The organism is Cohnella phaseoli, assembly GCF_003386235.1.
Classification (GTDB): Bacteria; Bacillota; Bacilli; order Paenibacillales; family Paenibacillaceae; genus Cohnella; species Cohnella phaseoli.
In genome coordinates this window covers 112,222-135,594 of the sequence record NZ_QRDZ01000025.1, presented here as the reverse complement: position 1 = coordinate 135,594, position 23,373 = coordinate 112,222, and the positions used below count along the sequence as shown (strand labels likewise).

Below are 23,373 nucleotides of genomic sequence, written 5' to 3'. Positions count from 1 at the left end.
GGCAGTCCGATCCGTTGTTCATGCTCATTTGGATGCGGCCCACTCGTTAACTTCCGCCGTAATTTGCTCGCCTCCGATTTTGTTCCATTGGCTGACGAAAGCGTCGAATTCATCGAGCGGCTTATTGCCCATAATGATTTTCGTGAAAGTTTCGTTGGTCAGCTTGTCGAGAGCCGCTTTGGTCAGCCCCATCGTCTCGGTGGAGGCGCCGTAGAAGGCATCGGTTACGATTTCCTTATACTGCGGAACGAGCGGCGCCGCCTTCGTCCATATTTCCTCTTCCACCCAACCGTCGATTCCGCCGGCCTTGATCTTGTCATAGGTTTGCACGCCCGCTACATCCAGTTTGGACGTATCCCCGGTTTCGAGCGCCTTGTTGATGACGATCGCGAAATCGGAGTTTTTGTTCGGCGGCTCGGAGTAGACCGGACTATAGTTGGCGGTGTCCACGTCTTTGTACGTGCCGTTGCGCAGCTCGGCGTATTTATCCAGTTGGGAACCGCCCGGAAGGGACAGATCGTACCAATAGTTAATCGCCTTCACCAATGCTTCAGGATGCTCGAAGCCTTTGCGAACGACCGTCCAGTTCGTCGTAAAATGGCCGGCAGGAACCTTCATTTCGCCCGCAGGGCCCGGAGGCGCGAGCAGCGCGGTCCATTTCGCGTCGGGATCCTTCTCCTTGAGTTGATTCAGCGGCCAGGCAGGCGTCCAGAACGGAGCGTAATACATTCCGATCTTTCCGGCGACGACGTCCGCGGTCGTCTCTCCTCCTCCTTTAATCGCGAATTCCTTGTCCAGCACGCCTGCGGCATACAGATTGCGTCCCACTTCGAGCGCAAGCTTCATCTCGGGCTGCACGCTGCCGTACGCCAGCTTGCCGTCTTTCTCGATCCACTTGCCGGGATAAGCGCCGTAAGCGGCGGCGAGCGCGTCAAGCGACCCGAGTCCGTAACCGTCAAACATCAGGAAAGTCGCCATGAGGCCGTAAGTGTCATCTTTCTGATTGCCGTCTGGGTCTTGTTTAGCGAAGGCTTCCGCTACTGCGATCACGTCGTCCGCCGTTGCAGGAGCTTTTAATCCCAGGTTGTCGAGCCAGTCCTGACGGACCCACAACAGGTTGAGGTTGCCGGCAGCATCGCGCGTATTGGGCAAACCGTACAGCTTGCCGTCGAGAGTACCCATCCGGAGGCCAAGTCCGTTCGCGTAACCGAAAGCGGCCTTGACTTGATCGGAAGCATATTGCTCAAAGTACGGCGTCATATCCTCCAGCTTGTCTCCATCGACCAGTTCCTTTAATTGTCCGGCATCCACCATAAACACATCGGGAAGATCGTTGGAGGCGATGGACAGATTCAGCTTTTCGATATATTTGCCGTTGTCTCCGCTGACGGACCATTTGTTTTTCCAGACGATGCCCATGTCCTCTTCGTACAGTTTGTAGATAATGTTGTTTTCCAACGATTCGCCGGGGATGAACTTGAATGTGTCGTTCGTGGCCCGCACCGTCGTTATTTCGATCGGCGTCTCGTATTTGGCAAGCGGATCGATCGGTTGACTCTCCTCGCTCGCGGTGGCCGAGGCGGAAGGAGGACTGGCGGACGGAGAACTGCTGGATGGGACGTTGCTCTCTTCGTTTCCGCCGGTGCAACCGGACGCGATCAACGTCATCGCCAGTAGCGAGGAAATTAGCTTTTTGTGAGACATGCTACCCGTTCCTTTCTGTAAGGGAAGTGTTATGGCAAGGCTTACAACGAAATTATACGGCAGGGTTTTCGAAAGACATAACGGTAAAAAATTATGATTCCTTCTACATTTTCGCCCAAAATGAAAGCGTTTCGAATTTGATTAAAATAGTATAAGATTTCGCAAAAAATAACCGGTGTTTATTGGGAACCGATCGACTATGCTCGTTGTGAAACCGCTTTCCAACGGGCGGGAATCAATCATATACGGAGGAGAGATTATGGAGAACAACTCTCGGCAGAGCTCTGGCAACCCTGGCGATACGGATCGGTTGATCAGCAGAAGAAAGCTTCTGGCTACGATGGGAGGAGCCGGCGCTTTGCTTGCGGCGGAAGGGCTGTTCAGCGGCGGCCTGGTCGCGCATGCGATGGGCAAAGGAAACGGGGAGGACAAGGGTAAAGGCAACCAGAAGCCCACCACAGCAAACGTCGGACTCTGCGAATACAATGTCGCCGATTACGGGGCGGCCGGAGACGGCACGACCGACGACACGGCCGCGATCGCCGCGGCGATTGCCGCTTGCACGGCAGGCGGAGGGGGAGTCGTCTGCTTTCCGGCGGGCACTTATTTAACCGGTACGGTACAGGTAGGCGGCAACATGGAGCTCAAAGGTGTCGGGCAGGACGTTACTGTGCTGAAGCTCAAAAGCGGCGTGAACGACGCGCTAGTGTTGGGCACGCTGACCGAAAATATTACCGTTTCCAATATGACGCTGGACGGCAACGCGCCGCAGCAGACGACAGGCAGCACGGTGATTTTCTGGAAGTGCAAGCGAATACGGATCGAGAAGGTCAAGGTTGTGCGCTCCCATGTTATCGCCTTGAACATGTCCAACGTCATGGAATCCACGATAACGCAATGTCATCTGAAGGGAACGATCGGCAATACCGTCGTTTCGTTCAGCAACGACGATGCAGCATACGCCGACGGAAACAACTGGGTGGTGGACAACCTGATCGAGGACGGGTATCTGGACGGCATTATTTACAATACAAACCGCGGTCTGATCGCCAACAATATTATCCGCAACAATGGACTTGTTCCGGGGAATACCGCCGGAGGTGTCTACGTTAACGGTAAATTCGGCATCGTCATCAGCAATAATCTGATCGAAGGCAATGACGGCAACGGGATCGATATCATCAACGCAACAGAGATTATCTCGGACGGTAACTGGTGCTCGGATAACAACTCCGCGGGCATTATGTACGCCAGCGTCACCCATTCGCAAATTGTCGGCAACGTGTGCAAGAACAACGGCAAAGCGCCGGCCACAGGCCAGGACGACGGAATCAGCATTCTCGGCTCAAGCTCACTGATCACGATCACCGGCAATCGCTGCTTCGACAATCAGAGTGTAAAGACGCAGCGTTACGGTATCCATAGTATCGACTCCAGCAACGAGCTGCTGATTACCTCGAACATTCTCAAAGGTAACTTGGACGGGGGATTGTCCACTGTCGGAACGGCGAATGTTACCGCCAACAATATGGTCTAGCGAAGGAGAGGAAAAATATGCATGCGCCTGGGACGGTAGGTATTCTGCTTATTGTGTTGGTAGGACTGTTGTTGTTCGGACCGAGCAAGCTGCCGGAGCTAGGTCGGGCTTTCGGAAGGACGTTGAGGGAGTTTAAGAACGGGGCCAAGGAGATGATGGCGGACGATTCCGGAAAATTGCCCAACGGGAGCGACTCGGAGGCCGAAGGAAGGAAAAGCTTGAACTAGGAGGCGATTGAGGATGCCGACGTCCGATATGAAGCTGACCGATCACTTGTCGGAGCTGCGCAAGCGGATCATCCGCGTAGCCGTCGTATTGGGCGTTGCGCTTGCGGTTGGCTTAGCGCTTGCCGTCCCCGCCATCGCCTATTTGAAGGCAAGACCTCCGGCAAACGAGCTTGTCTGGCATGCGCTGTCGCCTTGGGACGGCATTCGGATATATATGCAATTCGCTTTATTGTTCGCGATCGCTGTGACGCTGCCGTTCGCCCTGTATCAGTTGTGGCAGTTTGCGAAGCCGGGAATGACGGAGACGGAGCGGAGTGCGACGCTGAAGTTCATTCCTCTGTCCGCGGCCTTGATGGGTGTAGGAACCTGCTTTGCGTATAGCGTCGTGTTTCGTCTATCGCTCGCATTTCTTACGCAGTTGAACCAACGCATGGAGCTTCAAGAGACGTATGGCGTCCTTCAATACTTCACATTCATGTTCAATATCGTCATTCCGTGCGCGCTCATGTTCGAGCTGCCTGTCGTTGTTGCGTTTCTGACTGCGCTTCGGCTTGTAACCCCTCAACGGCTGCGCAAATGGCGACGTTATTGCTACATGCTGCTGGTAGTGGCGTCCACCTTGATTGCTCCGCCCGATCTGCTGTCGAACCTGCTTATTCTGGCGCCGTTTCTACTGTTGTTCGAGATTAGCATCCTGATGTCCGCCGCTGCGCATAAACGTTTGAAAGAGAGGCGCGCCGTCTGGGAAGCGGACGCTATGAAACCCGTGTAGGGTTGTGCAAAAAGTCAAAAAGCTCCGTCCGCGCTCATAACCGAGCAGCGGAAGCGGAGCTTCTTGGCGTTTAATCGACGGTATTTCCGGAGCCGTGCGGAATGATCGACAGCACCCACTCGCACCACTCGATGTTCGTCCGGCACGTCAATTTGCCTTTGTTCAGCAGAATGTAAGCGCCGAAGTAAGGGGAATCATACGGCGGAATTCCGTCTTCTCCCGCATTGGCCATATGTCGCACGGACTGAATTTTATCGTTGAGCCGCTGCGACTTGGCTTTGTAATGCTCCAACCGGGCCGCGAACAGATCGCGCGATACCGTCGGCTCTACTTGGGAAATGCAGAAAGCCTTTAGCATCAGTTCGTCGCGCATGACCGGATCGGATGCGGGGAGAGCCAGCCACTTTCGCAAGGCGTCGAGGCCCTTTTCCTGAATGGAGTATACCTTCTTGTCCGGCTTGTCGCTCTGCTGAATCAATTCGCAGGAAACCATGTCGTATTTCTCGAGCCGCGCGAGCAGCGGATAGATTTGACTATGCTTGGCCGGCCAGAAGGGCTGGATTCTCTGCGTCAGATCGTATCCCGACAAGGGAGAATGGGAGAGCAGGCTTAGCAAGCCATAGGCCAATGTATTCATGGCGAATCCTCCAGATCACATACTTTGACAGATGGAGATTTTGGCGTTATTATTATTTCCTTGCCAGCAATTATGTAAAAAAATACATAAGGATAATCGGAGGCGCGGAGAAATCACAATGGAACAACGCAATAATCAAGAAATACGTTTCATGCCGATAATGGTTGCAATATTTATAGGATCGTTTCTATGTATTTTAGCATCCAGCACGATCAATATCGCCTTGGAGATATTGAAGGATCATTTTCAGACGAGTTTGGACACGATCACATGGACGCTGACCGGCTTTATGCTCGCAATGGGCACGACGGCGCCGATCGTAGGGTATTTGGGAGAGAAGTTCAGCTACAAACGGTTATACTTGTTTTCCTTGATCGGCTTTACGCTATCCTCGGCTCTGTGCGCGGCCGCATGGGACGAAACCTCGCTGATCGCGTTCCGCGTGCTGCAGGGAGCCTTCAGCGGTCTTATTATTCCGGCGACGATGGCTCTTATCTATCAGATCATTCCGAGAGAAAAGCAAGCGATGGCGATGGCGCTATGGGGGCTGGCTTCGATGATGGCGCCGGCATTCGGCCCGACGCTCAGCGGCTGGCTGCTGCAGAACTACGATTGGCAATGGCTGTTCCTCATGAACGTGCCGATCGGTCTGATCGCAATCTGGTGCGTCGCGGTGTATATTCCTTATTATCGGCTAAACGTGCCCAAGAGTTTCGATGCGTTGGGATTCGTAACGGTTATCGTCAGCAGCACATCCTTGCTGCTCGCGCTAGGGCAGGGGCACAAATGGGGATGGAGCTCATGGGAAACGCTGACGCTGCTTATCGGAGGCTTGCTCGTGCTTGCGTTGTTCGCCTGGAGGGAGCTGACGGCCAAGTCCCCGCTGCTGGATTTGCGGGTATTCCGCAACGGCAGATATACGATCAATGTCATTATCACGAACATTTTGACAATCAGCCTGTACTCCGGCACTTTCTTGACCCCTGTATTCCTGCAGCGTATCCAGCACGTATCGGCCATGGATACCGGACTTATCCTGCTGCCGGCTTCGCTGGCTATGGCGCTTGTGATGCCGATTATCGGGAAGCTGTACAATTCGGTCGGTCCTCGCTGGCTCATGTTTGTCGGCATTATTCTGCTGACGGTCGGAACGCTGACGCTAAGCTGGCTGAGCATCGATGTGTCTCACGGCTATATTTTGTTCTGGATGGTTGTCCGCAATCTGGGCATCGCCCTCGTCATGATGCCGGCCAGCAACGCCGGCATGGAACTGGTGCCGCGCGAGCTGTCGGGACATGCGTCCGCGATTATGAACTGGACCCGCAACGTGTTCGGATCGTTCGCCATCGCCATCTTCACGACGATGCTGGCGACAAGATCCGCGCACCATGGCGCTGCCTTCGCCCAGGCGGGGGAGAGCGACGTGGCTTACATCTCGGCGATGTCGTTTACGATGAGCGTGAACGACGTCTACTTGGTCGCGACGTTCATCGCCGTAGCCGCGCTTCCGCTGAGCCTGTTCGTCGGCAAGGTCAAGCTGCCGAGAGACGAGCGTCCGGAGCGTAAAGCCGCTTAACGGGATCGGATAGAAGCCGGAAGTCGATGGGAAAACAATCCATCCGACTTCCGGCTTTTTCATGCTATAATAAGTCGTTTGACGCATGCCCCGGCGAATGAGGGCCGCGGTTCGAAAACTCCCGCGTTATCAAAACTAGGAGGCTGGTTTTCTATGTTCAATTTCGGTTGGGGCGTTCTATTCGTCCTGGTCAACTTCGCGCTGTTCTTGCTCTGCTATCGGATGTTCGGCAAGAACGGTCTGTACGCCTGGGTGGCGGCCGCCGTCATACTGGCCAACATACAGGTGGTGAAGACGATCGGCATGTTCGGATTCGTCATGACGCTGGGCAACACGATGTACGGCACGATTTATTTGACGACAGACTTGATCAATGAGAAGTTCGGAGAGAAGGAAGCGAGGAAAGCGGTCTGGTTCGGATTTTTCTTCCTGCTCATGTCGACGGCGATTATGCAGATGGTGCTCGTCTTTCAGCCGCAGGAGACGGACTTCGGCGATCCCGCGCTGCAGACGATTTTCGGCTTGGCTCCGCGCATTGCGCTGGGCAGTCTCGCAGCCTACTTCGTCAGCCAATTTCTCGATGTGAAAATATTCAGCAAACTCAGAGCCAAATTTCCGTCGCGCAACCAGCTATGGATTCGCCTCAACGGAAGCATCGGCGTCAGCCAGATGGTCGATACGCTGGTATTTTGCACGATCGCGTTTGCCGGAGAGTACACTTGGGACATCTGGTGGGAAATCGCGATTACGACTTATCTGCTCAAATTCGTCATTTCGGTCGCTTCGACTCCGGTCATATACTGGGCTCGCAGCTTTAAGTTTAAGGAAGCATAAGCAAGAGGCTGTCCCATAAGTACTTCAAGTTACTGTGAAAGATAATCGATGATAAAGGCTCAAGGGGTATGTACCTCCTTCCGATGCTATACGCTCCTGAAATGGGAATGGTAAACCCGTTGCAAGGTAATTTCAGGAGCGTATGAGGCAGTCTCCAGGAGGTACATACCCCTTACTTTGTCTATCGATCATCTTTAGCAATTGTGCTTCTGGGTCCTCCATTTCCTCTATCTAAGTAAATTCCGCATCTGTTACAATTATAGGAAGAGATTATCGGAGCGGGATCGACGATCCGAGCTCAAGAGCGGATAAAGCGACGAGGTGAGCGGATCGCGATGGAGAAGGACATTCGAGTGCCAAGTCTTGCCGGAGAGATTGACCGCCTGGAGCGGCAATATTTCGTGGGCAGGGAACGGGAGCTTGACGTTTACGCGCGGCGGCTGGAGAGCGGTTCCTCCGAAGGATGCATTCTTAATGTGTATGGCACGGGGGGAGCCGGGAAGAGTTACCTGCTGGATGAGTTTCGCCGACTATCCGAAGCGGCCCGTATTCCGTATCTTCTCTTAGACTGCCGCGCGCTTGGCCCGGAGTCAGTCGGCTTCTGCCGGCAACTGCTGCGTTCCCTGGGCTATTCGCCGGAACGACTGAACGCTCTGGCTCAGGATGTTCATTCGCTGACGGAGCTTGTATTGGATGAGCTGCGCGATCCCGCAGGCGGCCGAAAACGGGTTCTGGCTCTCGATACGTTCGAAGAGATCGGAGAATTGGAGGGATGGCTGCGGGAGGAATTTCTACCGCGGCTGAGCCGGGACGTTCGGATCGTCATATCCGGCAGAACTCCATTGCAGGGGCCGTGGCTCGCTTCTCCGGCTTGGCGCCAACTGATCGTGCGGATGCCGCTGGAAGAGCTGGATTACCGGGCCGTGAAGCAATATTTGAGCCGCTCGGGGATTGAGCGGGAAGAGCTCGTTCGCCAGGCATGGAGTCGCACAAGGGGACATCCGTTGACATTATCCCTGTTTGTCTCGACTACGCTTGCCCAATCCGTGCTGCCTGCTCATGCCGCAGCGATCGAAAACGCTTTCGCGCAGACGGTCAGCGTCTGGTTGAAGGAAGTGCCGAATGCCGCCGTCCGGGAAGCGGTAGAGGCGGCGGCCGTCTTGCGGCGCTTCAATCAAGAGCTGCTGAGCTTCGTGCTGGAGAAGCCGGTGCCGACGGAGCAATTCCTCCAACTGACCGGATTCTCGTTCGTCCGCAAGACCGACAACGGCTGGGTGCTGCACGATATGCTGCGCGACGCCGTCGGCTACGAGCTGCGCCAGCGGGCGCCGAATTACTACGATCGCTTGTGGGAGCGATGCGTGACCTTCTACTATCTCGCCTTGAAAAAAAAGCCGCCCGCTATCCCCTCCGCGTGGGAAAGATCGGACTGGGTGTACTATATCGGCGATCGTCTGGTGCGCACTTTATTTTATCAGCAGTTCGTCAGCGGATTCGCGGAGGCGCTGAGCCCGGCGAATTGGACGGAAGCCGAGCAATACATCGCGGCCAGGCTTGCTTCGGCTCGCGATGTTCGCATCAACGGGTACAATCCGGAATCCGGAGAACCATTCGAATACTTTATGGAGGCTTCCGATTGCATCAACATCTATCGGCATTTGAACCTGCATGAGCTGTATCGTCTAGACCCGAGTATCGTCAAGCTGCTCAGGGACGCTCGCGGCTGCATATGCGGAATGGCGGGAGTGCTGCCGATTCATGAGCGTACGCTGGACTACTTGCTGACTCACCCGCTGTTCTCCGCCTATTTCTCCAGTCTGTCCAAGCCCGAGCTGGAGCGGCTGAGAACTCCGCGCGAACAAGCGGCCGGATATTTTGTCATGTTTATCGAAGTGAGCGATTATTCCGATCCTACGCTATGTCATATGGCCGGACTAACGTTCATTCAATACATGCTTTCCGCCGGACTGATGGTGACGACTTCCCCCGCGATTCCTTTCTTTCATGCCATCTTTCGCGGGCTGGGGTTCGAGAGAGTCAAGGAGATCGTTCACTTCGAATACGGCGACGGCAAGCCGACGCCTTATTTCGCGCTGGATACAAGAGGATCCAGGCTACAGGATTACTTGAATCGAATGATTGCCGCGGTCGGAATCTCGCAGGCTCGCCACGACGGGGAAGATCGCTTTGAGCTGTTATCCAAACGCGAGAGGGAGGTCGTCGATCTTATGGTCCAGGACTGCTCCAATCTGGAGATTGCTCAGAAGCTGTTTCTGAGCGAAGCGACGGTCAAGAGGCATGTTACCAACATCTACGGCAAGCTTCAAATCAAGAAACGTACGCAGCTGCTCAACTTGCATGCGGGGCGCCGGTCTCCGCCGAACGGAGCCGGTTCGGGGCGTTGATCCCCCCCTCCATTTTGCTACTTTTTTACGACTTTCAGATAATACCCGCCGCCATCGCACGGTGCTAAGCTGGAACTGCTTGGTATTAAAACGCGTATGCGGAAGGGTGTGTTTTATAATGATGAGGTTTTGGAGGAAGAAATCGACGTTAGTCGCTTTATTTATTGTCGCGCTATTGTCCAGCTCTATCGGGTCCGCGTATGCGGCCGTCAACCTGGAGCCGATCAAGGCTTTTTTTAACCGGAGCGCGACCTTCGTGCTTAACGGCGAAGCGTGGCAGCCCAAAGACGCTAACGGCAAACCTATGTCGGCGATATACTATAACGGGGTCAACTATTTACCGGTTCGCGCTGTAGCCGAAGCATTAAAAGTGCCGGTCAAATTCGACGCCGCCACGCAAAAAATTTATATCGGAGACCAACCGGGAGCGCAGACGCCGATCTTCGCGATGCCGATGGAGATCGACAACATCTATGTCGTCGCGACGCGCGATCCGGGAGAAACGCGAGTCAACGAGAAGCAATACAAACAAGTTCTGAAAATCGACCAGTACGGCGATATTATTTTTACTTTGGACCGCAAGTATAAGCGTCTTGTTCTGGATGCCGCCATCGTCAGCCCGGGAGAGCACGATGTGGAATTTACGCTCTACAATGCGGGGGATGAAGCCGGCAACACGGCGCTTACCGCTCTCGAAACGCATACGGCTAGCCTGGAGGATTCGGCCACCCGTATGGAGTTTAACATAGCGGGCCTCGACAAAATCAAAATCCACGTGCAAAGTCATAACTTGAATCCTTACATTTATGCGAGAATTATGGATACGTCCTATTTCGACAGCGAGCCGGCTGCAAGCTGAGCGATATTGCTGAATCAGGAGGATTCCTCAGGCCAATTGGCGTTCAGGGACAAGGAGCAGATTTATGAGGCGATTCCGGCATGGGCTATGCTGTCCGTTAACAAGGCTGCGGAGACCGGAATTATTATCGTCGGCGACTTGCCCGACTAGTTTGCGCCGCTGACGCTGTCCACGCGGGCGGATGCGGCGTCGGCCATTGTCCGGATGCTGAAGGTCGCAAGCCCGGATGCCTGTAAGCCCGTAATGACGAATAGATGGATGCGCTGCGAGCGCCGCTGGTCCGTAAGGGCCGATTAGCGGCGCTTGCAGCCGTGCATGTCCCATTTTTCGAGGAAGGAATGCGAGTGAATCAACTAGCGTAAAGGTTCGCCATAGTATACGTGGAAATGAAGATGCTTGGAGTCTTGATACTTGCCCAAATTGGTCTGCACTCTGCAAGCCCCATGCTCAGACTGTACTTGCGATGCCGCCTTTTTAACAACGTCCATCAGCTCGATTAGAAGTTCATTGTCGCTCTGCTCCAAGGTTAGCAGCGATGAAATGTGCCTCTTAGGAATCGCAACAATGTGGACAGGGTAATAAGGACGAGTGTGATGATAGGCAAGAACATTGTCAGTCTCGATTACTTTCTGCACGGAAGTGCGACCGCTTAATACCTCATCGCAATAAAAATCCTCATTCATTGCTAGCCCTCCACGTTGTTTTTCCTTATTCTAACATTCTTTAATGCGCGAGAGGGGCACTTTTCGTTTTATTTGGCGTGTTTGCAACCTGATCGGTTCGGGACGCATCTTATTCTTGTAGGGAGGGAAGCCGGTCTGGATGTCGTGAGAAGATTAATCGCCAAGGACGAATCCGCGTTGCGCGAGCTGATGACGGCGTACGGCGACGAACTGTTGCGCACCGCCTACTTGCTCGTGAAGGATCGGCAGGCTGCCGAGGAGGCGGTCATGGACGCGTTCGTGCAGGCGTACGCCAAGATCGATCAGCTTAAGCAGCCCGACAAGCTGCGAAGCTGGCTGCTGCGGATCGTCGCCAACCGCTGTCGGATGAGGATGCGGACCTGGAACTGGAGAAGTCTGTTTCCGTTCGATCGCGTAGAGAGCTTGGCAGAGGAGACCGAGCCTGGGCCGGAGGAGCTGCTGTTGGCGCAATGGCGCGCCGAACGATTAAGCGAGGCGATCCATGAGCTGGATTACAAGTACCGGGAAGTCATCGCACTCTATTATTTTAACGAGCTAAGCGTGTTGGAAATCGCAGAGCAGCTCGGCAGCAACGAGAATACGGTAAAAGCCAGACTGTCCCGAGGACGCGCGAGATTGCGAACGCTGCTGGAGAAGGGGGATGAAGATGGAGCGGGAGTCTATGAATAAAAGGCTGCGCGAGGAGTTGGAGGAGCTGCGGTTCGGCGGACAGGAGGACGTCGTGCGGAGAACGCACCCCCGGTCTTGGAGCGACCGGCTGCTGGCGCTGTGGAACAAGGAGCTTGAGCTTCCGGTCGTGCCGCTCGGGCTAAGCTTTGTCATCCTGTTGGCCGTTGCCGCCGCCTCCCAGCTGCGCAGCTCGGACGACGGCAGCGAGGCAGCGGACAATCGTAGAGAATTGGTCGAAGTCGGCGGCAATACGTACTGGAAGGACGATTACGAGAGGGCGGTGGCAGCTATTGAAAATAAGGATCAAGGTTAAGCATCTCGTCATCGCAACTCTGCTCATAGGCGCAGCGGTGTCTCTGCTTCAACTGGTCGTTATCCCGAAGCTTCAGGTTCGGGCGGCTATTCAGGATTATGCAGCCGGCGCGCCCGGAGGCAAAGAAGTGATGTTGGCAGCTATCGATCGGGCGACCTCGTCCCAAAGGCTGGAGCTGATTAGCGAATATATGATTTCCTACGTTGAAGCTTCTCCGGCACGGGGGTTCGACGTGTACGTCGGTCCGTCCTCGGTATGGAGCGGTTCTCCGCAAAACGAGAATACCCGGCACTGGAGCTGGGAGGAGATGCTGCCGTATTTGCTGGAGTACGTAGCGGACGGACCGGCGGATAGCTATCGGTTCAGGGCGGCGACTCAATTGGTGCAATATTATATGGGCGAGGGGCGTTCCGACCAGGCGCTGGGCCTGCTGGAGCAGGCGGAAGAGCGGGGCGGAACCTGGCGAGGGAAGCTGATGCTGGAACGGGCGAAGGTATATGCGCAGATAGGGAAGCCTGGAGAAGCGATGAGGCTCATTGAACGGTTGGAGGCAGAGCCGGCGTCCACGGATCTCGATTTCTCCGGTTCGGTCGTCCAGTTCAAGGCGCAGCTTCTGGTTGGACAAGGAAAGGGCGAGGACGCTATTCAAGCGGTGGATCGCGAACTGAAAGCTTTGGAGGAACGGATCGGGCAACTCAAGTCCGAGCTTCCGGACAATGAGGATTTCGTTCCGGCCAAGCTGGAGGAGCTGAAGCTGCTGCGTATGCAACTGGAGAAGACGATGAACGGGAGCGGGGCGACCGTGTCCGGGACGGTGCGGCGGAGCGAAGGCAAGCTGTTGGGCCGCGTGGGTGTGTTCCTGAGAAGCGAGCGGGACGTTAACCACAGTATCGTGGACGGAGAGCCGTACCAGATCTTTACAGACGCTCAAGGGCGCTACGAATTCAACAACGTTATTCCGGGCAACTATCAACTGTATCTCGGCCTGCCGTTCGATCAAATCGACGGCTGGACATGGCCTGCAATGAACGACGATTGGATCGTCGTCGAGGACGGCGATACGTTGACGGAAAACGTTACCCTTCGTCCCTTAATCTCGATCAAGGAACCGGTGAACGAGGCGAAGCTGACCGGAGCGACGGTGAAGTTTTCTTGGGAGCCGATCGAGGGGGCTTCCTATTACGCGCTGTACGGTACGATTCCGATCGAGAATGGGTCGACGAGCAGCATTATTGAGGATCGAATTGCGCAATCCGAGATCGCATTGCCCGTCCAGAGCTTGTATGAAGCTCCGAGCGGGTTCGTTTCCCGCGATGAGGATGGCAGGTCAGTACCCGACTCCGCTACGCTTCTCGGCTTCTCGAATCCGGAGCTCCGCTACTCGTGGTATGTGGAAGCGTACGATAACGACGGCAGGCTGATCGCGAGAAGCAACGGCTATCGGCTGAACGAGGCTACGATGGGGGCGCTGCCGTTCTTTTATTTGAAGGAACGGACGTTGACCGCTGCCGACCGCCTCATGCTGGACGGCCGTTTGGACGAGGGGCTGGCGGAGTACAGGCGGGCTTACGAGGCCGATACGCAAGATCGTCACAGCCTTTATATGATTACTCGCATCTATGGAGCGCAGTCCGCTTTTAACGAATCGGCAGAGCTGCGGGCGGAGTCGATTGCTTATTTGAAGGCGCTGCTCAAGCTGGTTCCCGGCAAGAAAGGCGTGCTCTTCGGATTGTTCGACTACTACGACTCGCGCAAGGAATGGAGCGAGGCCGAGAAGTATTACGAAGAATATTTGAAGGCGAGCGGTAGGATAACGGACGGCTATACGCAATCTCGTTACGCGACCTCCCTTATGAAGCAAAGGCGGACGGAAGAAGCGCTCGTTCAGTTCCGCGAAGCGTTGAAGCGCGATCGTACTCATCGTTTCGTCGGCCATTATTTGGCCGCCGAACTGTATGCCGGCGAATCGTTAGAGAAGGTTGCCGGGCTGGCGGCCGATTACCCGGAAATCGCGCCTTACGATAGCCATTCTCCCGAATGGAGCCGACTAGTCGAGGCAATGGCGATTGAGGAAAGCGAAATGAAGGCGTCGTACGGCCAACTTCTCAAGGGCGCTTTGGAAGCTTATTTCGACGAAGATTCGCAGACGTTGGATGCTGTCGGAGCACCGATGCTGCAAGCTTTCGTAACCGCCTTGCGCAACGTCAACTAAGAAGGAGTCCTCGCCGACGTCTGCAAAAAGTCATATTCTGTCCCCTGAGAGGAAACGCCCGCCTTGAGCGGGCTTTTCTGCGGTCAAGCTCGCGATTGCTTGGCTTGACTTCCCCGTACCGCAAAACTACACTGGTATAATTCATAAGCGCATACGGAGGGAAAGTTGTGGCTTCAATCGCAGGAGTTAAAGGCACGGCAGCGAGTCCGGGGACGAAGACAGTGATGCCCGTTCTACTCGCTATTAGCCTTGCCCATATGCTGAACGATTCCATGCAGGCGGTTGTACCGGCCCTGTATCCGATTTTGCAGGAATCGCTCAATCTATCGATGCTCCAGCTTGGCTGGATCGGTTTTATGCTCAATATGACTTCATCGGTCATGCAGCCCGTCGTCGGCTTGTATTCGGATAAGCGGTCGCTCCCGAATCTGCTGCCGGTTGCGATGGGGCTTAGTCTGGTCGGCATGGTCGGGCTGGCGTTCGCTTCGCATCTTTGGATGCTGTTGCTGGCGGTTGTCTTTATCGGAATCGGATCGGCGGTTTTCCATCCGGAAAGCTCGCGGGTCGTCTACTTTGCAGCCGGAGGGCGAAGGGGCTTCGCCCAGTCCGTCTATCAGGTCGGCGGCAATACGGGAAGCACGCTCGGTCCGTTGATGACGGCGCTCATCTTCGTGCATATGGGCCAGATCGGCGCGATTTGGGGCACGGTGTTCGCCGGTTTCGCGATTGCGGTGCTGCTAGGCCTCCTTCCCTGGTATAAGCGCAAGCTCGCCGAGTGGGAGCGGGAACGCACGGCAACGGCTGCCGCAAGGGCATCCGGAGCGACGGTTGTCGAGAAAGCGAGTCATCCGAGAGTCAAATTCGCGATGGGAATGCTCGTATTTCTCGTATTCGCGCGTTCCTGGTACCATTCCGGGATCGGCAGCTTTTATCAGTTTTACTTGAAGTTCGATTACGGGTTAACAACGCAGCAGGCGCAAATTCCCGTATTTCTGTTTCTGGCTGCGGGCGTGCTTGGGACATTTTTCGGAGGCGTGCTTGCAGATAAATTCGGTCTGAAAAACATGATCGTATTTTCGATCGCCGGCGCTTCCCCGCTTGCGCTGCTGCTGCCTCATCTGCCGCTGTTCTGGGTGTATCCGGTCATTATGCTGCTCGGATTTATCATTTTGTCCGGCTTCTCCGTGAGCGTTGTTTACGCGCAGTACCTGATGCCCGCGAATGTAGGCATGGCCTCCGGACTTACGACCGGTCTCGCCTTCGGGATGGGTGCGATCGGCGGCATTGCTCTTGGGCAGTCTATCGACATGTTCGGCATCAACGACGTTATGTTTGTGCTTAGCTTTTTCCCGCTTGTCGGTCTGTTCGCGATACTGCTGCCGCCGGATCGTCCGAAGAAAAAACCGGGCGCCTGGCTTGGCAAAATTTAATGAGGATAAGAGAGCCGTCTCGTTGCCGAGGCGGCTTTTTAGTGCGACGGGCAGTCGCGACGAAGCGGCGAAGTTGCGGAAATGAAGGGCTGATTGTCCGCTCCTTCCTGTTCTGTCGGGTAAAGGGAAAGGGCAGAATGGTATAGAGCGGGAAGTCCGCGTTAATTTTGTCGGAAGTGGAAATTGCGCAAATTTAAAGCGGAGAATCCGTTCTAATTTTAACAAAATAGGATAATTGGGGGATTAGTGTGGAAAACCCGCTTTAAATTGCTCGAAAAGGGTGTGACGGCGAATTTAAAGAGGAGTTTCCGCTTTAACTTAACAAGGCGTGCACTCCTCCCTCGAACGAACGGGGCAGCAACCGCGGTTTGTGCTCGACGCTAGAAACCGGACATAGAAGCAACATATCGCCATTCATTTTCGTTTACAAACAAAGAAACAGCGTCTTAACGGTAGAACGTCCATTCTAAAAAAGAAACGCGGGGGATAAACGGTGAAACTACGGCTAGCTCTACTTGCGGTCGCATTAGGCGCGCTGCTGCTCATTGTCAGCTGCGCTGCCAAGAAGGTGGATCAACTCGATCCGTCGCAGGGAACGCAGTCCTCGTTGGCAGACACGGCGCCTGCGGCAGCGGAAGACGTGCAAGTCTATAAACAAACGGAAGCGGAGTCTCTGCCTCTCATCCGTAAGCAGCAGCCGGTTTACATCCAGGGTTTATTGCAAACGAAGCTGCAGACCAAGATGGACAAGGACAGCGTTAAGCTCCTTTTCTCCTTGGATAACCTATCCGACCGGGAGCTGAAGCTGACGTTCGGCTCAGGAATGCGCTACGATTTTGCCGTGTACGATAGTCGGGATGAGGAGATTTACAGATGGTCGAACGATAAAAGCTTTACGCAGGCATTGATTGAGATGAAGCTAAAGCCGTCCGATTCGATCGAGTTCGAGGAGGAGTGGGACTGGACGGACAATCAAGGCGATGCGGTGCCGAATGGGATTTACACTTTGCGCTTGAGTATCGCTGCGGCGGTGAAGGTGCCGGACGGCCAGGCGCTGGATCCCGCGCAATTAACGGCCGAGGCCGATTTGATTTTGAGGAGATAGCGGCGGAGCTAAGAATGTAAGGCGTTCCCTTTTCAACCAACTTTCAGCCAGCGCTAAGGTTCCCCTAAGGTGGGCTTCAGCCCTCGCTCAGCATTGACGGCGATACTGGACGAGGTAAGACCCATTTCCCTTTCAAGGAGGACCAAAGATGAGAAAAACGGTAAAGACGCTTGGCATTACGGCCGCTCTGGCGGTCATGATTCCGTTCTCCGCTTATGCGGCGACGACGTCCGGCAGTGTGTCTCCATCCGAATCGGCGACGGCAGCTCCTGTAGACAAAGGTCATAGAGGCTTCGGGCCGGAACTGTCCGGCAGAGGAGCAGTCGGCGAGGAAGTGCTGGAGCTGTTGAAGCTGGACAAGGATGCCTATCGCGAAAAGGCCAAATCCGGCCTGACGCTGGGCGAAATCGCGGACCAGCAGGGAGTAAGCAGGGATAGTCTGAAGTCGGCTCTGACCGCAGCGTATAATCGGCAATTGGAGGAGCGGAAGCAGCAGTTCGCCGAAGGATTAGACGCGATGATTGACGCCAAACCTCATACAGGAGGAGAACTTGGCCATAAAGGCGGGAAAATCGGCGCAGGCGATCTGACTGCAATTGCTGAAGCGTTGGGTTTAACTGCGGACGAATTGAAGGCGCAGCTTAAGGAAGGCAAGTCGCTCGCGGATGTGGCCGGAGATAAGGGGGTAGACGTTCAGAAGCTCGTAGACGCGCAGAAGACGGCGATCGAGAAGCGCGTCGGCGAGGCGCTTCAGGCCGGGGAGATCACGCAGGAGCAAGCGGACAAGAGGCTTGCGGAAGCGGGCGAGCAGGCTGAACGGATCGTGAACGGAGGCTTCCGCTTCGGAGGCGGCGAGCGCGGTCATGGCGGATTCGGCAAGCATGTCAAGCCGGGCGAGGCTTCCGACAGCGCGGCAGAATAAAACAAGAGGACGGATTACCGGGAAGCGCCCGGACAATCCGTCCCTTTCTATGTTCGGACAATCCGTCCGCCTCATTACCTCAGCCGCCGGTCGCCGTCAAGCGAATCTCGATGCCGGAGGGGTCATGCGTCTGCACATAATCGGCTATCCGCTTCGCTTCGCAACCGGCGCGCTCCAGGTCGGCGACGATTCGTTCAAGCTCCGCCGCATCGGGAACCGCGATCGTGAAGTAGGCAAGCCCGGTTGCGTTAGCGGGAGCCAGCGAGGCGCCGACGCCGGCCCATACGTTAAAGCCGATATGATGATGGTAGCCGCCGGCGGAGATAAAGCAGGCACGCATCGTCCGGCCGAGATCCGCGACGAGATCGAAGCCGATGACATCGCAATAGAACGCGCGGGACGCGGCAAGATCGCTCACGTGCAGATGGATGTGGCCCAGTATCGTGGCGGAAGGCAGCCCGTTCCAAGGCTTGTCTCCCGCCAAATTCAGCAGTCCCCGGATGTCCACCGGATCGGTCGCCATAATGTAATTGCCGTCGGCGTCTTTGCGCCACTGCGAGCGCGGTCGGTCGCAATAAATCTCGATTCCGTTGTTATCCGGATCGGAGAGGTACAGAGCTTCGCTGACCAGGTGATCGCCTTGGCCGATCGGAATGCCGGCCTCGACAAGCCGGCGGAGCGACAAGCCGAGCTGCTCCCGGGTAGGCACGAGAATGGCGAAGTGGTACAAGCCTGCCGCCGATCTTTCCGGAGTGACGACAGCGTTCGGAATTTCCTCCAGTAGGAGAAATTCGGTTTGACCGTCAACTGTAAGCGACGCGGTATTGTCAGCGCGATCGAGCAAGCGGAAGCCGATGACGTCCAGGTAAAAGCGGATGGAGCGTTCAAGATCGCCGACTCTGAGCCGTAGCCGACCAAGCGAGGTTTCCGGGTGGATGGAGCGGTTCACGATCGTCATACCTCCGTTAAAAAACTGCCCGTCAGGCATGCAGCCTGCGGGCAGTTATGATTTTATCGCGATTTATTGTCTTTGCGTAGCTTGGGCGAATCGCTCCTGAATGAGGGAGTTGCTGATTTTCCAAGCGGACAAATCTTCTTGCACGAGCTGCGTCGCCGACTTCTTGGCTGGAGCGAACAAGAGCGCGTCCTTCGGCTGCTCGCCGACGGCCAGACTGACTTTGCCGTTCTTCGATACGTAGACGTTCATGTCGGCAAACCTCCCAAAATCATTTTGACCATTAAGACGACATACGGATTTTTATTCATTATAGCATCATTAACGCTTTCTTGATAGGTAATGTATTTGCGGTTGTCCCAATCCGGATCGGCGGGATAGTGCAGCGTAAGCACATGCTCGCCATGCTTGAAGCAGGCGTAAAACATCGTTTTGCTCTGCGTATAGTGGACAATATCCTTATTCATCTGGTAGGTGAGCGCAACGTAGGAGCTTTTGTCGTCCAGCCGGAACGAACGGTTCCAGGCGACGTCGGCGCATTTGGCGACGAAGCGCATTTTGTCGCCTTCCCGGACGTAGAGAGTCGCTCCGATGCAATCGCCATACGTCCCGACTTTTTCCGATACGTAGGGCCCGTAACGCTGTTCAATTCTCCCGCCCGTCATTCGGCCCGCAACCGCGTTCAGGATCGATTCGTAATCCGTGCCTCCCGTTTTCGGCTGTAGAGAGATGAGCTCGGATAGCAGACGGAACGCTTCGTCAGATTGCGCCAGCCTGCGGCCGGTCTCCGCGATGGAGCGGCTGAGCGGAAGCAGCATGGAGCCGCGCCGCAACAGATCGCTGAAATAATTCCGCCAATCGATCGTAACGCCGAGGGAGAGATCGTCCATAAAGACGTTGCGGACGGACAGATCGTGAAGCAGGAACCAGACGTACGGATCGATATGCGCCGGCAAGCCGGGATGATGCCGAAGGGCGGCCAGTACTTCGTCGGCTGACGGGGAGCGGCCGGCCTCGGAGATGTACTGCTCGCGAAAGTCGTCAATCCACTGTCGCGCCGTGCCGAAGAACACCGCTTTGACCGTCGTATCCACGAACACAAGCAGAGTTTTGTTTTTGTCGTAGGCCTGAATAAATTCCATGTGGGTCACTGTCCGCTGCGCTTCCTTATAGTAGGTGCCGCCCCGGCTGCCGACGAAGAGCAGGAAGATGTCGGCTTCTCCGACCGCGTCGAGACACTTGGAGACGGTGTCCGTATGAGCCGGCCAAGGTCCGAGATTTTCCTCCCACATGATCGGTTCGTGCCCCAGCTTCCTTAGTTCGTCAAACGCCTCCTTGCGCAGCCGCTTCAGTCCGTCCTCGTTGACCGAGCTGATAAAGATTTTTGTTTTAGCCAAGTTATTATCTCGCCCCCTCCATACTTTTTCTTCCATTGTAACCCATAGAAGGAGCGGAGGCATCCTGAACTTAGCTAGGCTATCACGGTCGCGGCAAACATATATATAGCAATAACAAACGATAGGGAGTGACTGTCGGGATGGCGATTAAACCACTGGCTCTGCAGCGGGGGGACACGGTCGGGATCGTTACGCTGGGAAGTCCGCTCGCGCCGGCGACGATTGACGCTCGGATCGCCTACTTGCAGTCGCTTGGTCTGAACGTCGTTGTCGGGCGGCATATCTACGACGAGAACGGTTTCCTGGCGGGAACTGCCCGCGAGAGAGCGGAGGATTTGATGAGCATGTTCGCCGACCCTAACGTGCGGCTTATTTTGCCGTCTCGCGGAGGAGTGGGCGTGGAAGGGATTTTGCCCTATCTGGATTTCGGGTTCATCCGCAGGCATCCGAAAATCGTAAGCGGCTACAGCGATATTACCGTTCTGCTGAACGCGCTGACGCAGCTGTCCGGAATCGTGACGCTGCACAGCCTGATGCTGATCGATTTCAGGCCGGATACGCCTCCGTACAATTTCGCGCAGTTTTTTACCGCTACGTCCCTGGAGGCAGTGCCGCGCGCGCTGGACAATCCTCCCGGCATACCGCTAGTTCCCAAAGTGCCCGGCAACGTTAGCGGTCCGATCGTCGGTGGCAACCTGACTTCTCTGACGGGCACGCTCGGAACGCCTTACGAGATCGATACGCGAGGCAAAATCCTGCTGCTGGAAGAGGTCCATGAGCCGGTGAATACGGTGTTTCGTTATCTGGAGCAGCTGCGACTTGCCGGAAAGTTCCGGGATTGCCGGGGCATCGTCATGGGCGAATGCACGGGGTGCCAGGACGCTTACGGCAAATCGTACGAGGACGTCATCAACGAGTTTGTCGTTCCGCTGGGCAAGCCGCTCGTAACGGGGCTGGCATCCGGTCACGGCATGTACAAGGCGGCCGTTCCGATCGGCGCCTTCGTGAATCTGAACGCGGACGAAGGAACGCTGACTTGGTTGGAGCCGGCAGTTGCCTATATATAACCTTTTGCATTTTGAAGCAAATAGAAATAAACTTAAGAGATGATATTTGCCTTGTCATCTTTTTAACGCATCAGGAAAGGGGAACACGCATGTCATTTGTCAGCGATATCCTGGAGTTCAACGACCAATTTGTAGATCAACGTCAGTACGAGCAATATTTAACGGATAAATTTCCGGAGAAGAAGGTAGCTATTCTAACCTGTATGGATACGCGGCTGGTCGAGCTGCTGCCCAAAGCGCTGAATCTGCGCAACGGCGATGCCAAGTTCATTAAGAACGCGGGCGCGGTACTGACGCAGCCGTTCGGAAGCGCCATGCGGAGCATTCTGATCGCCATTCACGAGATGGGAGCCAAGGAAGTGCTCGTAATCGGCCACCACGGCTGCGGCATGACGCAGCTCGATTCCGGAGCTCTGGTGAAGAAGTTCAAGGAGAACGGCATCTCGGATGTTGTGCTGGACACGCTCGAAAATTCGGGCATTCGGATGGAAAAGTTTCTGAAAGGCTTCGATAAGCCGGAGGACGGCGTTCGTCATAGCGTCGGCATGATCCGCCGCCACCCGTTGGTACCTTCGTTCGTGCCGGTGCACGGTTTCCTCATTCATCCGGAGACGGGCAAGCTGGAGTGGCTGATCAACGGCTACGAGCAAGCACAAGAGAAATAAAAGCTCTTCGGAAGCGGGCTTCGTCATTTGTTCAGAATTTGTTTATAGCCTTCTAGTATGATAGAGACAAAGTTCTCTACGTTCGGGAGGTTGAACAAAATGGCGAAAATTATGGTCGTCGACGATGCCGCGTTTTTGCGGGCGATGTTGAAGGATATTTTGGTAAAAGCGGGCCACGAGGTTGTGTCCGAGGCGGCGAACGGCATGGAAGCGGTGGACAAGTACAGAGCGCTGCGTCCCGATTTGGTGACGATGGACATTACGATGCCCGTCATGGAGGGCGTGGAGGCGCTGAAGGAAATTCGCAAGATCGATCCTTCCGCCAACGTCGTCATGTGCTCCGCCATGGGACAGAAAAATCTGATCATCGAAGCGATTCAAAGCGGGGCCAAAGATTTTATCGTGAAGCCGTTTCAGTCGAACCGGGTTCTCGAAGCGGTCTCGAAGGCCATCGGATAAGCCGGTCGTTCTGCCGCCGCACATAATTAGCCGCTCCTCATCGGGGAGCGGCTTTTCGATATTCGTTCGGCGTCATGCCCGCAATTCGCTTGAAGACGGAGAGGAACGAGGCGTTGTCCTTATAGCCGACCATTTCGGCGATGGATCCGATCTTGTGTCCGGTGCTTCGCAGCAGCTCGCAGCTTTTCTGAATCCGCAAAGCCTGAAGATAGCTATTGAACGATTGCTCGGTATGCTGTCTGAACAAGCGCTGCAAATGCCGCTCGCTCCAGCGGCTAAGCGTCGCCAATCGCTGCAGCGACAGCGGCTCGGCGAGATGCTGCTCCATGTAGGACAGAAGGTGATCGAACTGCGTCAGCTTGCGCGCCGAGGAGGAGGGGGCATGCTGCCGCAGCCTATGCACGACGATGAGAAGCTGGATCAGCATCGTGTCCAGATAGTCGGAAGACGCCGCCCTCGGCATGGAAAATTCGCGGTGCATCGCCAGCACCAGCCGCTCGATCGAATCGTCGGCATCGGACAAGTAAAAATAGGAAACGGAGCCGTCCCGAAGGTCGGAGATGAATTGTACCAGCTGCGTTTCCGAGACGAAGCCGGCAAGTCTTCCGAGCAGCGCAGGAGAGAAGACGCAGTTGTAGACGGTCAGCGGATGCTTGGCCACATCCACATAAGCGGGACGAAACACGTGCGGCACGCCGATCGGAATATGGAAGAGCTGACCCTTGCGAATCGGGTGAACCTGTCCGTCGATATGGTGGAAGCCGGTTCCTTCGGCAACGAAGGCGAATTCGATAAAGTCGTGGTCGTGCACCGGCGCCTCGAAGTCCTCGGACGCCCGATTGACATAGACGAGCCGGTCGTGGAGGAAGAAGTAGTCGCCCTTCAAAGTATGGATCGGATTCACGCAATCACCGCCTGCAAAAT

23 protein-coding genes are annotated in these 23,373 nt (G+C 55.3%); 16 read left to right on the top strand and 7 right to left on the bottom strand.

Features of this window, described 5'->3' with window-relative positions:
• Positions 1–24: 24 nt before the first annotated feature.
• On the bottom strand, positions 25–1,704 hold the full coding sequence (locus DFP98_RS26670) for an extracellular solute-binding protein (protein WP_116063674.1): 1,680 nt from the start codon (positions 1,702–1,704) through the stop codon (positions 25–27).
• A gap of 259 nt (positions 1,705–1,963) precedes the next feature.
• Here DFP98_RS26670 and DFP98_RS26665 point away from each other — a divergent pair, with 259 nt between their 5' ends.
• The 3 genes from DFP98_RS26665 to tatC are packed head-to-tail and all read left to right on the top strand — an operon-like array spanning position 1,964 to position 4,240.
• On the top strand, positions 1,964–3,241 hold the full coding sequence (locus DFP98_RS26665; RefSeq protein WP_181917961.1) for a right-handed parallel beta-helix repeat-containing protein: 1,278 nt from the start codon (positions 1,964–1,966) through the stop codon (positions 3,239–3,241).
• 17 nt (positions 3,242–3,258) lie between these two features.
• Positions 3,259–3,468 carry a twin-arginine translocase TatA/TatE family subunit gene (tatA, locus tag DFP98_RS26660; protein WP_116063672.1) on the top strand — a complete coding sequence of 70 codons (210 nt, stop codon included), beginning with the start codon at positions 3,259–3,261 and terminating at the stop codon, positions 3,466–3,468.
• Positions 3,469–3,481: 13 nt separating this feature from the next.
• The gene (gene tatC / locus DFP98_RS26655; RefSeq protein ID WP_116063671.1) at positions 3,482–4,240 is read left to right on the top strand and encodes a twin-arginine translocase subunit TatC; all 759 of its coding nucleotides are present in this window, start codon (positions 3,482–3,484) and stop codon (positions 4,238–4,240) included.
• A 70-nt stretch (positions 4,241–4,310) separates the two neighbouring features.
• Here tatC and DFP98_RS26650 read toward each other — a convergent pair whose 3' ends face one another.
• Positions 4,311–4,877: a PadR family transcriptional regulator gene (locus tag DFP98_RS26650; RefSeq protein WP_116063670.1), complete on the bottom strand. Its 567-nt coding sequence runs from the start codon at positions 4,875–4,877 to the stop codon at positions 4,311–4,313.
• Between the two features lie 118 nt (positions 4,878–4,995).
• Between DFP98_RS26650 and DFP98_RS26645 the strand changes: the two genes are divergently transcribed.
• From DFP98_RS26645 to DFP98_RS26630, 4 genes are all read left to right on the top strand, one after another.
• The gene (locus DFP98_RS26645; protein ID WP_116063669.1) at positions 4,996–6,453 is read left to right on the top strand and encodes a DHA2 family efflux MFS transporter permease subunit; all 1,458 of its coding nucleotides are present in this window, start codon (positions 4,996–4,998) and stop codon (positions 6,451–6,453) included.
• A 153-nt stretch (positions 6,454–6,606) separates the two neighbouring features.
• Positions 6,607–7,287 carry a queuosine precursor transporter gene (locus DFP98_RS26640; RefSeq protein ID WP_116063668.1) on the top strand — a complete coding sequence of 227 codons (681 nt, stop codon included), beginning with the start codon at positions 6,607–6,609 and terminating at the stop codon, positions 7,285–7,287.
• A 335-nt stretch (positions 7,288–7,622) separates the two neighbouring features.
• Positions 7,623–9,692 carry a LuxR family transcriptional regulator gene (locus tag DFP98_RS40035; RefSeq protein ID WP_116063667.1) on the top strand — a complete coding sequence of 690 codons (2,070 nt, stop codon included), beginning with the start codon at positions 7,623–7,625 and terminating at the stop codon, positions 9,690–9,692.
• A gap of 118 nt (positions 9,693–9,810) precedes the next feature.
• Positions 9,811–10,551: a stalk domain-containing protein gene (locus DFP98_RS26630; protein WP_116063666.1), complete on the top strand. Its 741-nt coding sequence runs from the start codon at positions 9,811–9,813 to the stop codon at positions 10,549–10,551.
• Between the two features lie 353 nt (positions 10,552–10,904).
• Here DFP98_RS26630 and DFP98_RS26625 read toward each other — a convergent pair whose 3' ends face one another.
• Positions 10,905–11,234, bottom strand: coding sequence for an HIT domain-containing protein (locus DFP98_RS26625; protein WP_116063665.1), 330 nt, complete (start codon positions 11,232–11,234; stop codon positions 10,905–10,907).
• A 144-nt stretch (positions 11,235–11,378) separates the two neighbouring features.
• Here DFP98_RS26625 and DFP98_RS26620 point away from each other — a divergent pair, with 144 nt between their 5' ends.
• The 6 genes from DFP98_RS26620 (at position 11,379) to DFP98_RS26595 (ending at position 17,906) form a co-directional block, all read left to right on the top strand.
• Entirely contained in the window at positions 11,379–11,924 is a 546-nt protein-coding gene (locus DFP98_RS26620; RefSeq protein ID WP_342772511.1) for a sigma-70 family RNA polymerase sigma factor, read from the top strand.
• On the top strand, positions 11,917–12,237 hold the full coding sequence (locus DFP98_RS26615; protein WP_116063664.1) for a hypothetical protein: 321 nt from the start codon (positions 11,917–11,919) through the stop codon (positions 12,235–12,237). Before DFP98_RS26620 ends, DFP98_RS26615 begins: the two co-directional genes overlap by 8 nt.
• On the top strand, positions 12,215–14,449 hold the full coding sequence (locus DFP98_RS26610; RefSeq protein ID WP_116063663.1) for a carboxypeptidase-like regulatory domain-containing protein: 2,235 nt from the start codon (positions 12,215–12,217) through the stop codon (positions 14,447–14,449). The genes DFP98_RS26615 and DFP98_RS26610 overlap by 23 nt, the downstream gene beginning before the upstream one ends.
• A 224-nt stretch (positions 14,450–14,673) precedes the next feature.
• Positions 14,674–15,879 carry an MFS transporter gene (locus DFP98_RS26605; RefSeq protein WP_116063694.1) on the top strand — a complete coding sequence of 402 codons (1,206 nt, stop codon included), beginning with the start codon at positions 14,674–14,676 and terminating at the stop codon, positions 15,877–15,879.
• 493 nt (positions 15,880–16,372) lie between these two features.
• The gene (locus tag DFP98_RS26600; RefSeq protein ID WP_116063662.1) at positions 16,373–16,984 is read left to right on the top strand and encodes a BsuPI-related putative proteinase inhibitor; all 612 of its coding nucleotides are present in this window, start codon (positions 16,373–16,375) and stop codon (positions 16,982–16,984) included.
• A gap of 148 nt (positions 16,985–17,132) precedes the next feature.
• On the top strand, positions 17,133–17,906 hold the full coding sequence (locus DFP98_RS26595; protein WP_116063661.1) for a hypothetical protein: 774 nt from the start codon (positions 17,133–17,135) through the stop codon (positions 17,904–17,906).
• 79 nt (positions 17,907–17,985) lie between these two features.
• Here the strand turns inward: DFP98_RS26595 and DFP98_RS26590 are convergent, their stop codons facing one another.
• The 3 genes from DFP98_RS26590 to DFP98_RS26580 form a co-directional block, all read right to left on the bottom strand.
• Positions 17,986–18,855 carry a VOC family protein gene (locus DFP98_RS26590; RefSeq protein WP_116063693.1) on the bottom strand — a complete coding sequence of 290 codons (870 nt, stop codon included), beginning with the start codon at positions 18,853–18,855 and terminating at the stop codon, positions 17,986–17,988.
• 72 nt (positions 18,856–18,927) lie between these two features.
• Positions 18,928–19,113, bottom strand: a complete 186-nt coding sequence (locus DFP98_RS26585) for a hypothetical protein (RefSeq protein ID WP_116063660.1) — start codon at positions 19,111–19,113, stop codon at positions 18,928–18,930.
• A complete protein-coding gene (locus DFP98_RS26580) occupies positions 19,110–20,258 on the bottom strand; it encodes a DUF4062 domain-containing protein (RefSeq protein WP_181917959.1) in 1,149 nt (382 codons plus the stop codon). The genes DFP98_RS26585 and DFP98_RS26580 overlap by 4 nt, the downstream gene beginning before the upstream one ends.
• A 140-nt stretch (positions 20,259–20,398) precedes the next feature.
• Between DFP98_RS26580 and DFP98_RS26575 the strand changes: the two genes are divergently transcribed.
• The 3 genes from DFP98_RS26575 (at position 20,399) to DFP98_RS26565 (ending at position 22,449) form a co-directional block, all read left to right on the top strand.
• A complete protein-coding gene (locus DFP98_RS26575) occupies positions 20,399–21,325 on the top strand; it encodes a S66 peptidase family protein (RefSeq protein ID WP_116063658.1) in 927 nt (308 codons plus the stop codon).
• 89 nt (positions 21,326–21,414) lie between these two features.
• Entirely contained in the window at positions 21,415–21,990 is a 576-nt protein-coding gene (locus tag DFP98_RS26570) for a beta-class carbonic anhydrase (protein ID WP_116063657.1), read from the top strand.
• A gap of 99 nt (positions 21,991–22,089) precedes the next feature.
• Complete coding sequence (locus tag DFP98_RS26565) at positions 22,090–22,449, top strand: response regulator (RefSeq protein ID WP_116063656.1); 360 nt, start codon at positions 22,090–22,092, stop codon at positions 22,447–22,449.
• Positions 22,450–22,486: 37 nt separating this feature from the next.
• Here the strand turns inward: DFP98_RS26565 and DFP98_RS26560 are convergent, their stop codons facing one another.
• Complete coding sequence (locus DFP98_RS26560; RefSeq protein ID WP_116063655.1) at positions 22,487–23,353, bottom strand: AraC family transcriptional regulator; 867 nt, start codon at positions 23,351–23,353, stop codon at positions 22,487–22,489.
• Positions 23,354–23,373 lie beyond the last annotated feature (20 nt).

What these genes read in the sequence shown, in the direction of transcription:
- DFP98_RS26670 (WP_116063674.1), bottom strand. Translation starts at nt 1,704, where the DNA reads ATGTCTCACAAAAAGCTAATTTCCTCGCTACTGGCGATGACGTTGATC.
- DFP98_RS26665 (WP_181917961.1), top strand. Translation starts at nt 1,964, where the DNA reads ATGGAGAACAACTCTCGGCAGAGCTCTGGCAACCCTGGCGATACGGAT.
- tatA (WP_116063672.1), top strand. Translation starts at nt 3,259, where the DNA reads ATGCATGCGCCTGGGACGGTAGGTATTCTGCTTATTGTGTTGGTAGGA.
- tatC (WP_116063671.1), top strand. Translation starts at nt 3,482, where the DNA reads ATGCCGACGTCCGATATGAAGCTGACCGATCACTTGTCGGAGCTGCGC.
- DFP98_RS26650 (WP_116063670.1), bottom strand. Translation starts at nt 4,877, where the DNA reads ATGAATACATTGGCCTATGGCTTGCTAAGCCTGCTCTCCCATTCTCCC.
- DFP98_RS26645 (WP_116063669.1), top strand. Translation starts at nt 4,996, where the DNA reads ATGGAACAACGCAATAATCAAGAAATACGTTTCATGCCGATAATGGTT.
- DFP98_RS26640 (WP_116063668.1), top strand. Translation starts at nt 6,607, where the DNA reads ATGTTCAATTTCGGTTGGGGCGTTCTATTCGTCCTGGTCAACTTCGCG.
- DFP98_RS40035 (WP_116063667.1), top strand. Translation starts at nt 7,623, where the DNA reads ATGGAGAAGGACATTCGAGTGCCAAGTCTTGCCGGAGAGATTGACCGC.
- DFP98_RS26630 (WP_116063666.1), top strand. Translation starts at nt 9,811, where the DNA reads ATGATGAGGTTTTGGAGGAAGAAATCGACGTTAGTCGCTTTATTTATT.
- DFP98_RS26625 (WP_116063665.1), bottom strand. Translation starts at nt 11,234, where the DNA reads ATGAATGAGGATTTTTATTGCGATGAGGTATTAAGCGGTCGCACTTCC.
- DFP98_RS26615 (WP_116063664.1), top strand. Translation starts at nt 11,917, where the DNA reads ATGAATAAAAGGCTGCGCGAGGAGTTGGAGGAGCTGCGGTTCGGCGGA.
- DFP98_RS26605 (WP_116063694.1), top strand. Translation starts at nt 14,674, where the DNA reads ATGCCCGTTCTACTCGCTATTAGCCTTGCCCATATGCTGAACGATTCC.
- DFP98_RS26595 (WP_116063661.1), top strand. Translation starts at nt 17,133, where the DNA reads ATGAGAAAAACGGTAAAGACGCTTGGCATTACGGCCGCTCTGGCGGTC.
- DFP98_RS26585 (WP_116063660.1), bottom strand. Translation starts at nt 19,113, where the DNA reads ATGAACGTCTACGTATCGAAGAACGGCAAAGTCAGTCTGGCCGTCGGC.
- DFP98_RS26575 (WP_116063658.1), top strand. Translation starts at nt 20,399, where the DNA reads ATGGCGATTAAACCACTGGCTCTGCAGCGGGGGGACACGGTCGGGATC.
- DFP98_RS26570 (WP_116063657.1), top strand. Translation starts at nt 21,415, where the DNA reads ATGTCATTTGTCAGCGATATCCTGGAGTTCAACGACCAATTTGTAGAT.
- DFP98_RS26565 (WP_116063656.1), top strand. Translation starts at nt 22,090, where the DNA reads ATGGCGAAAATTATGGTCGTCGACGATGCCGCGTTTTTGCGGGCGATG.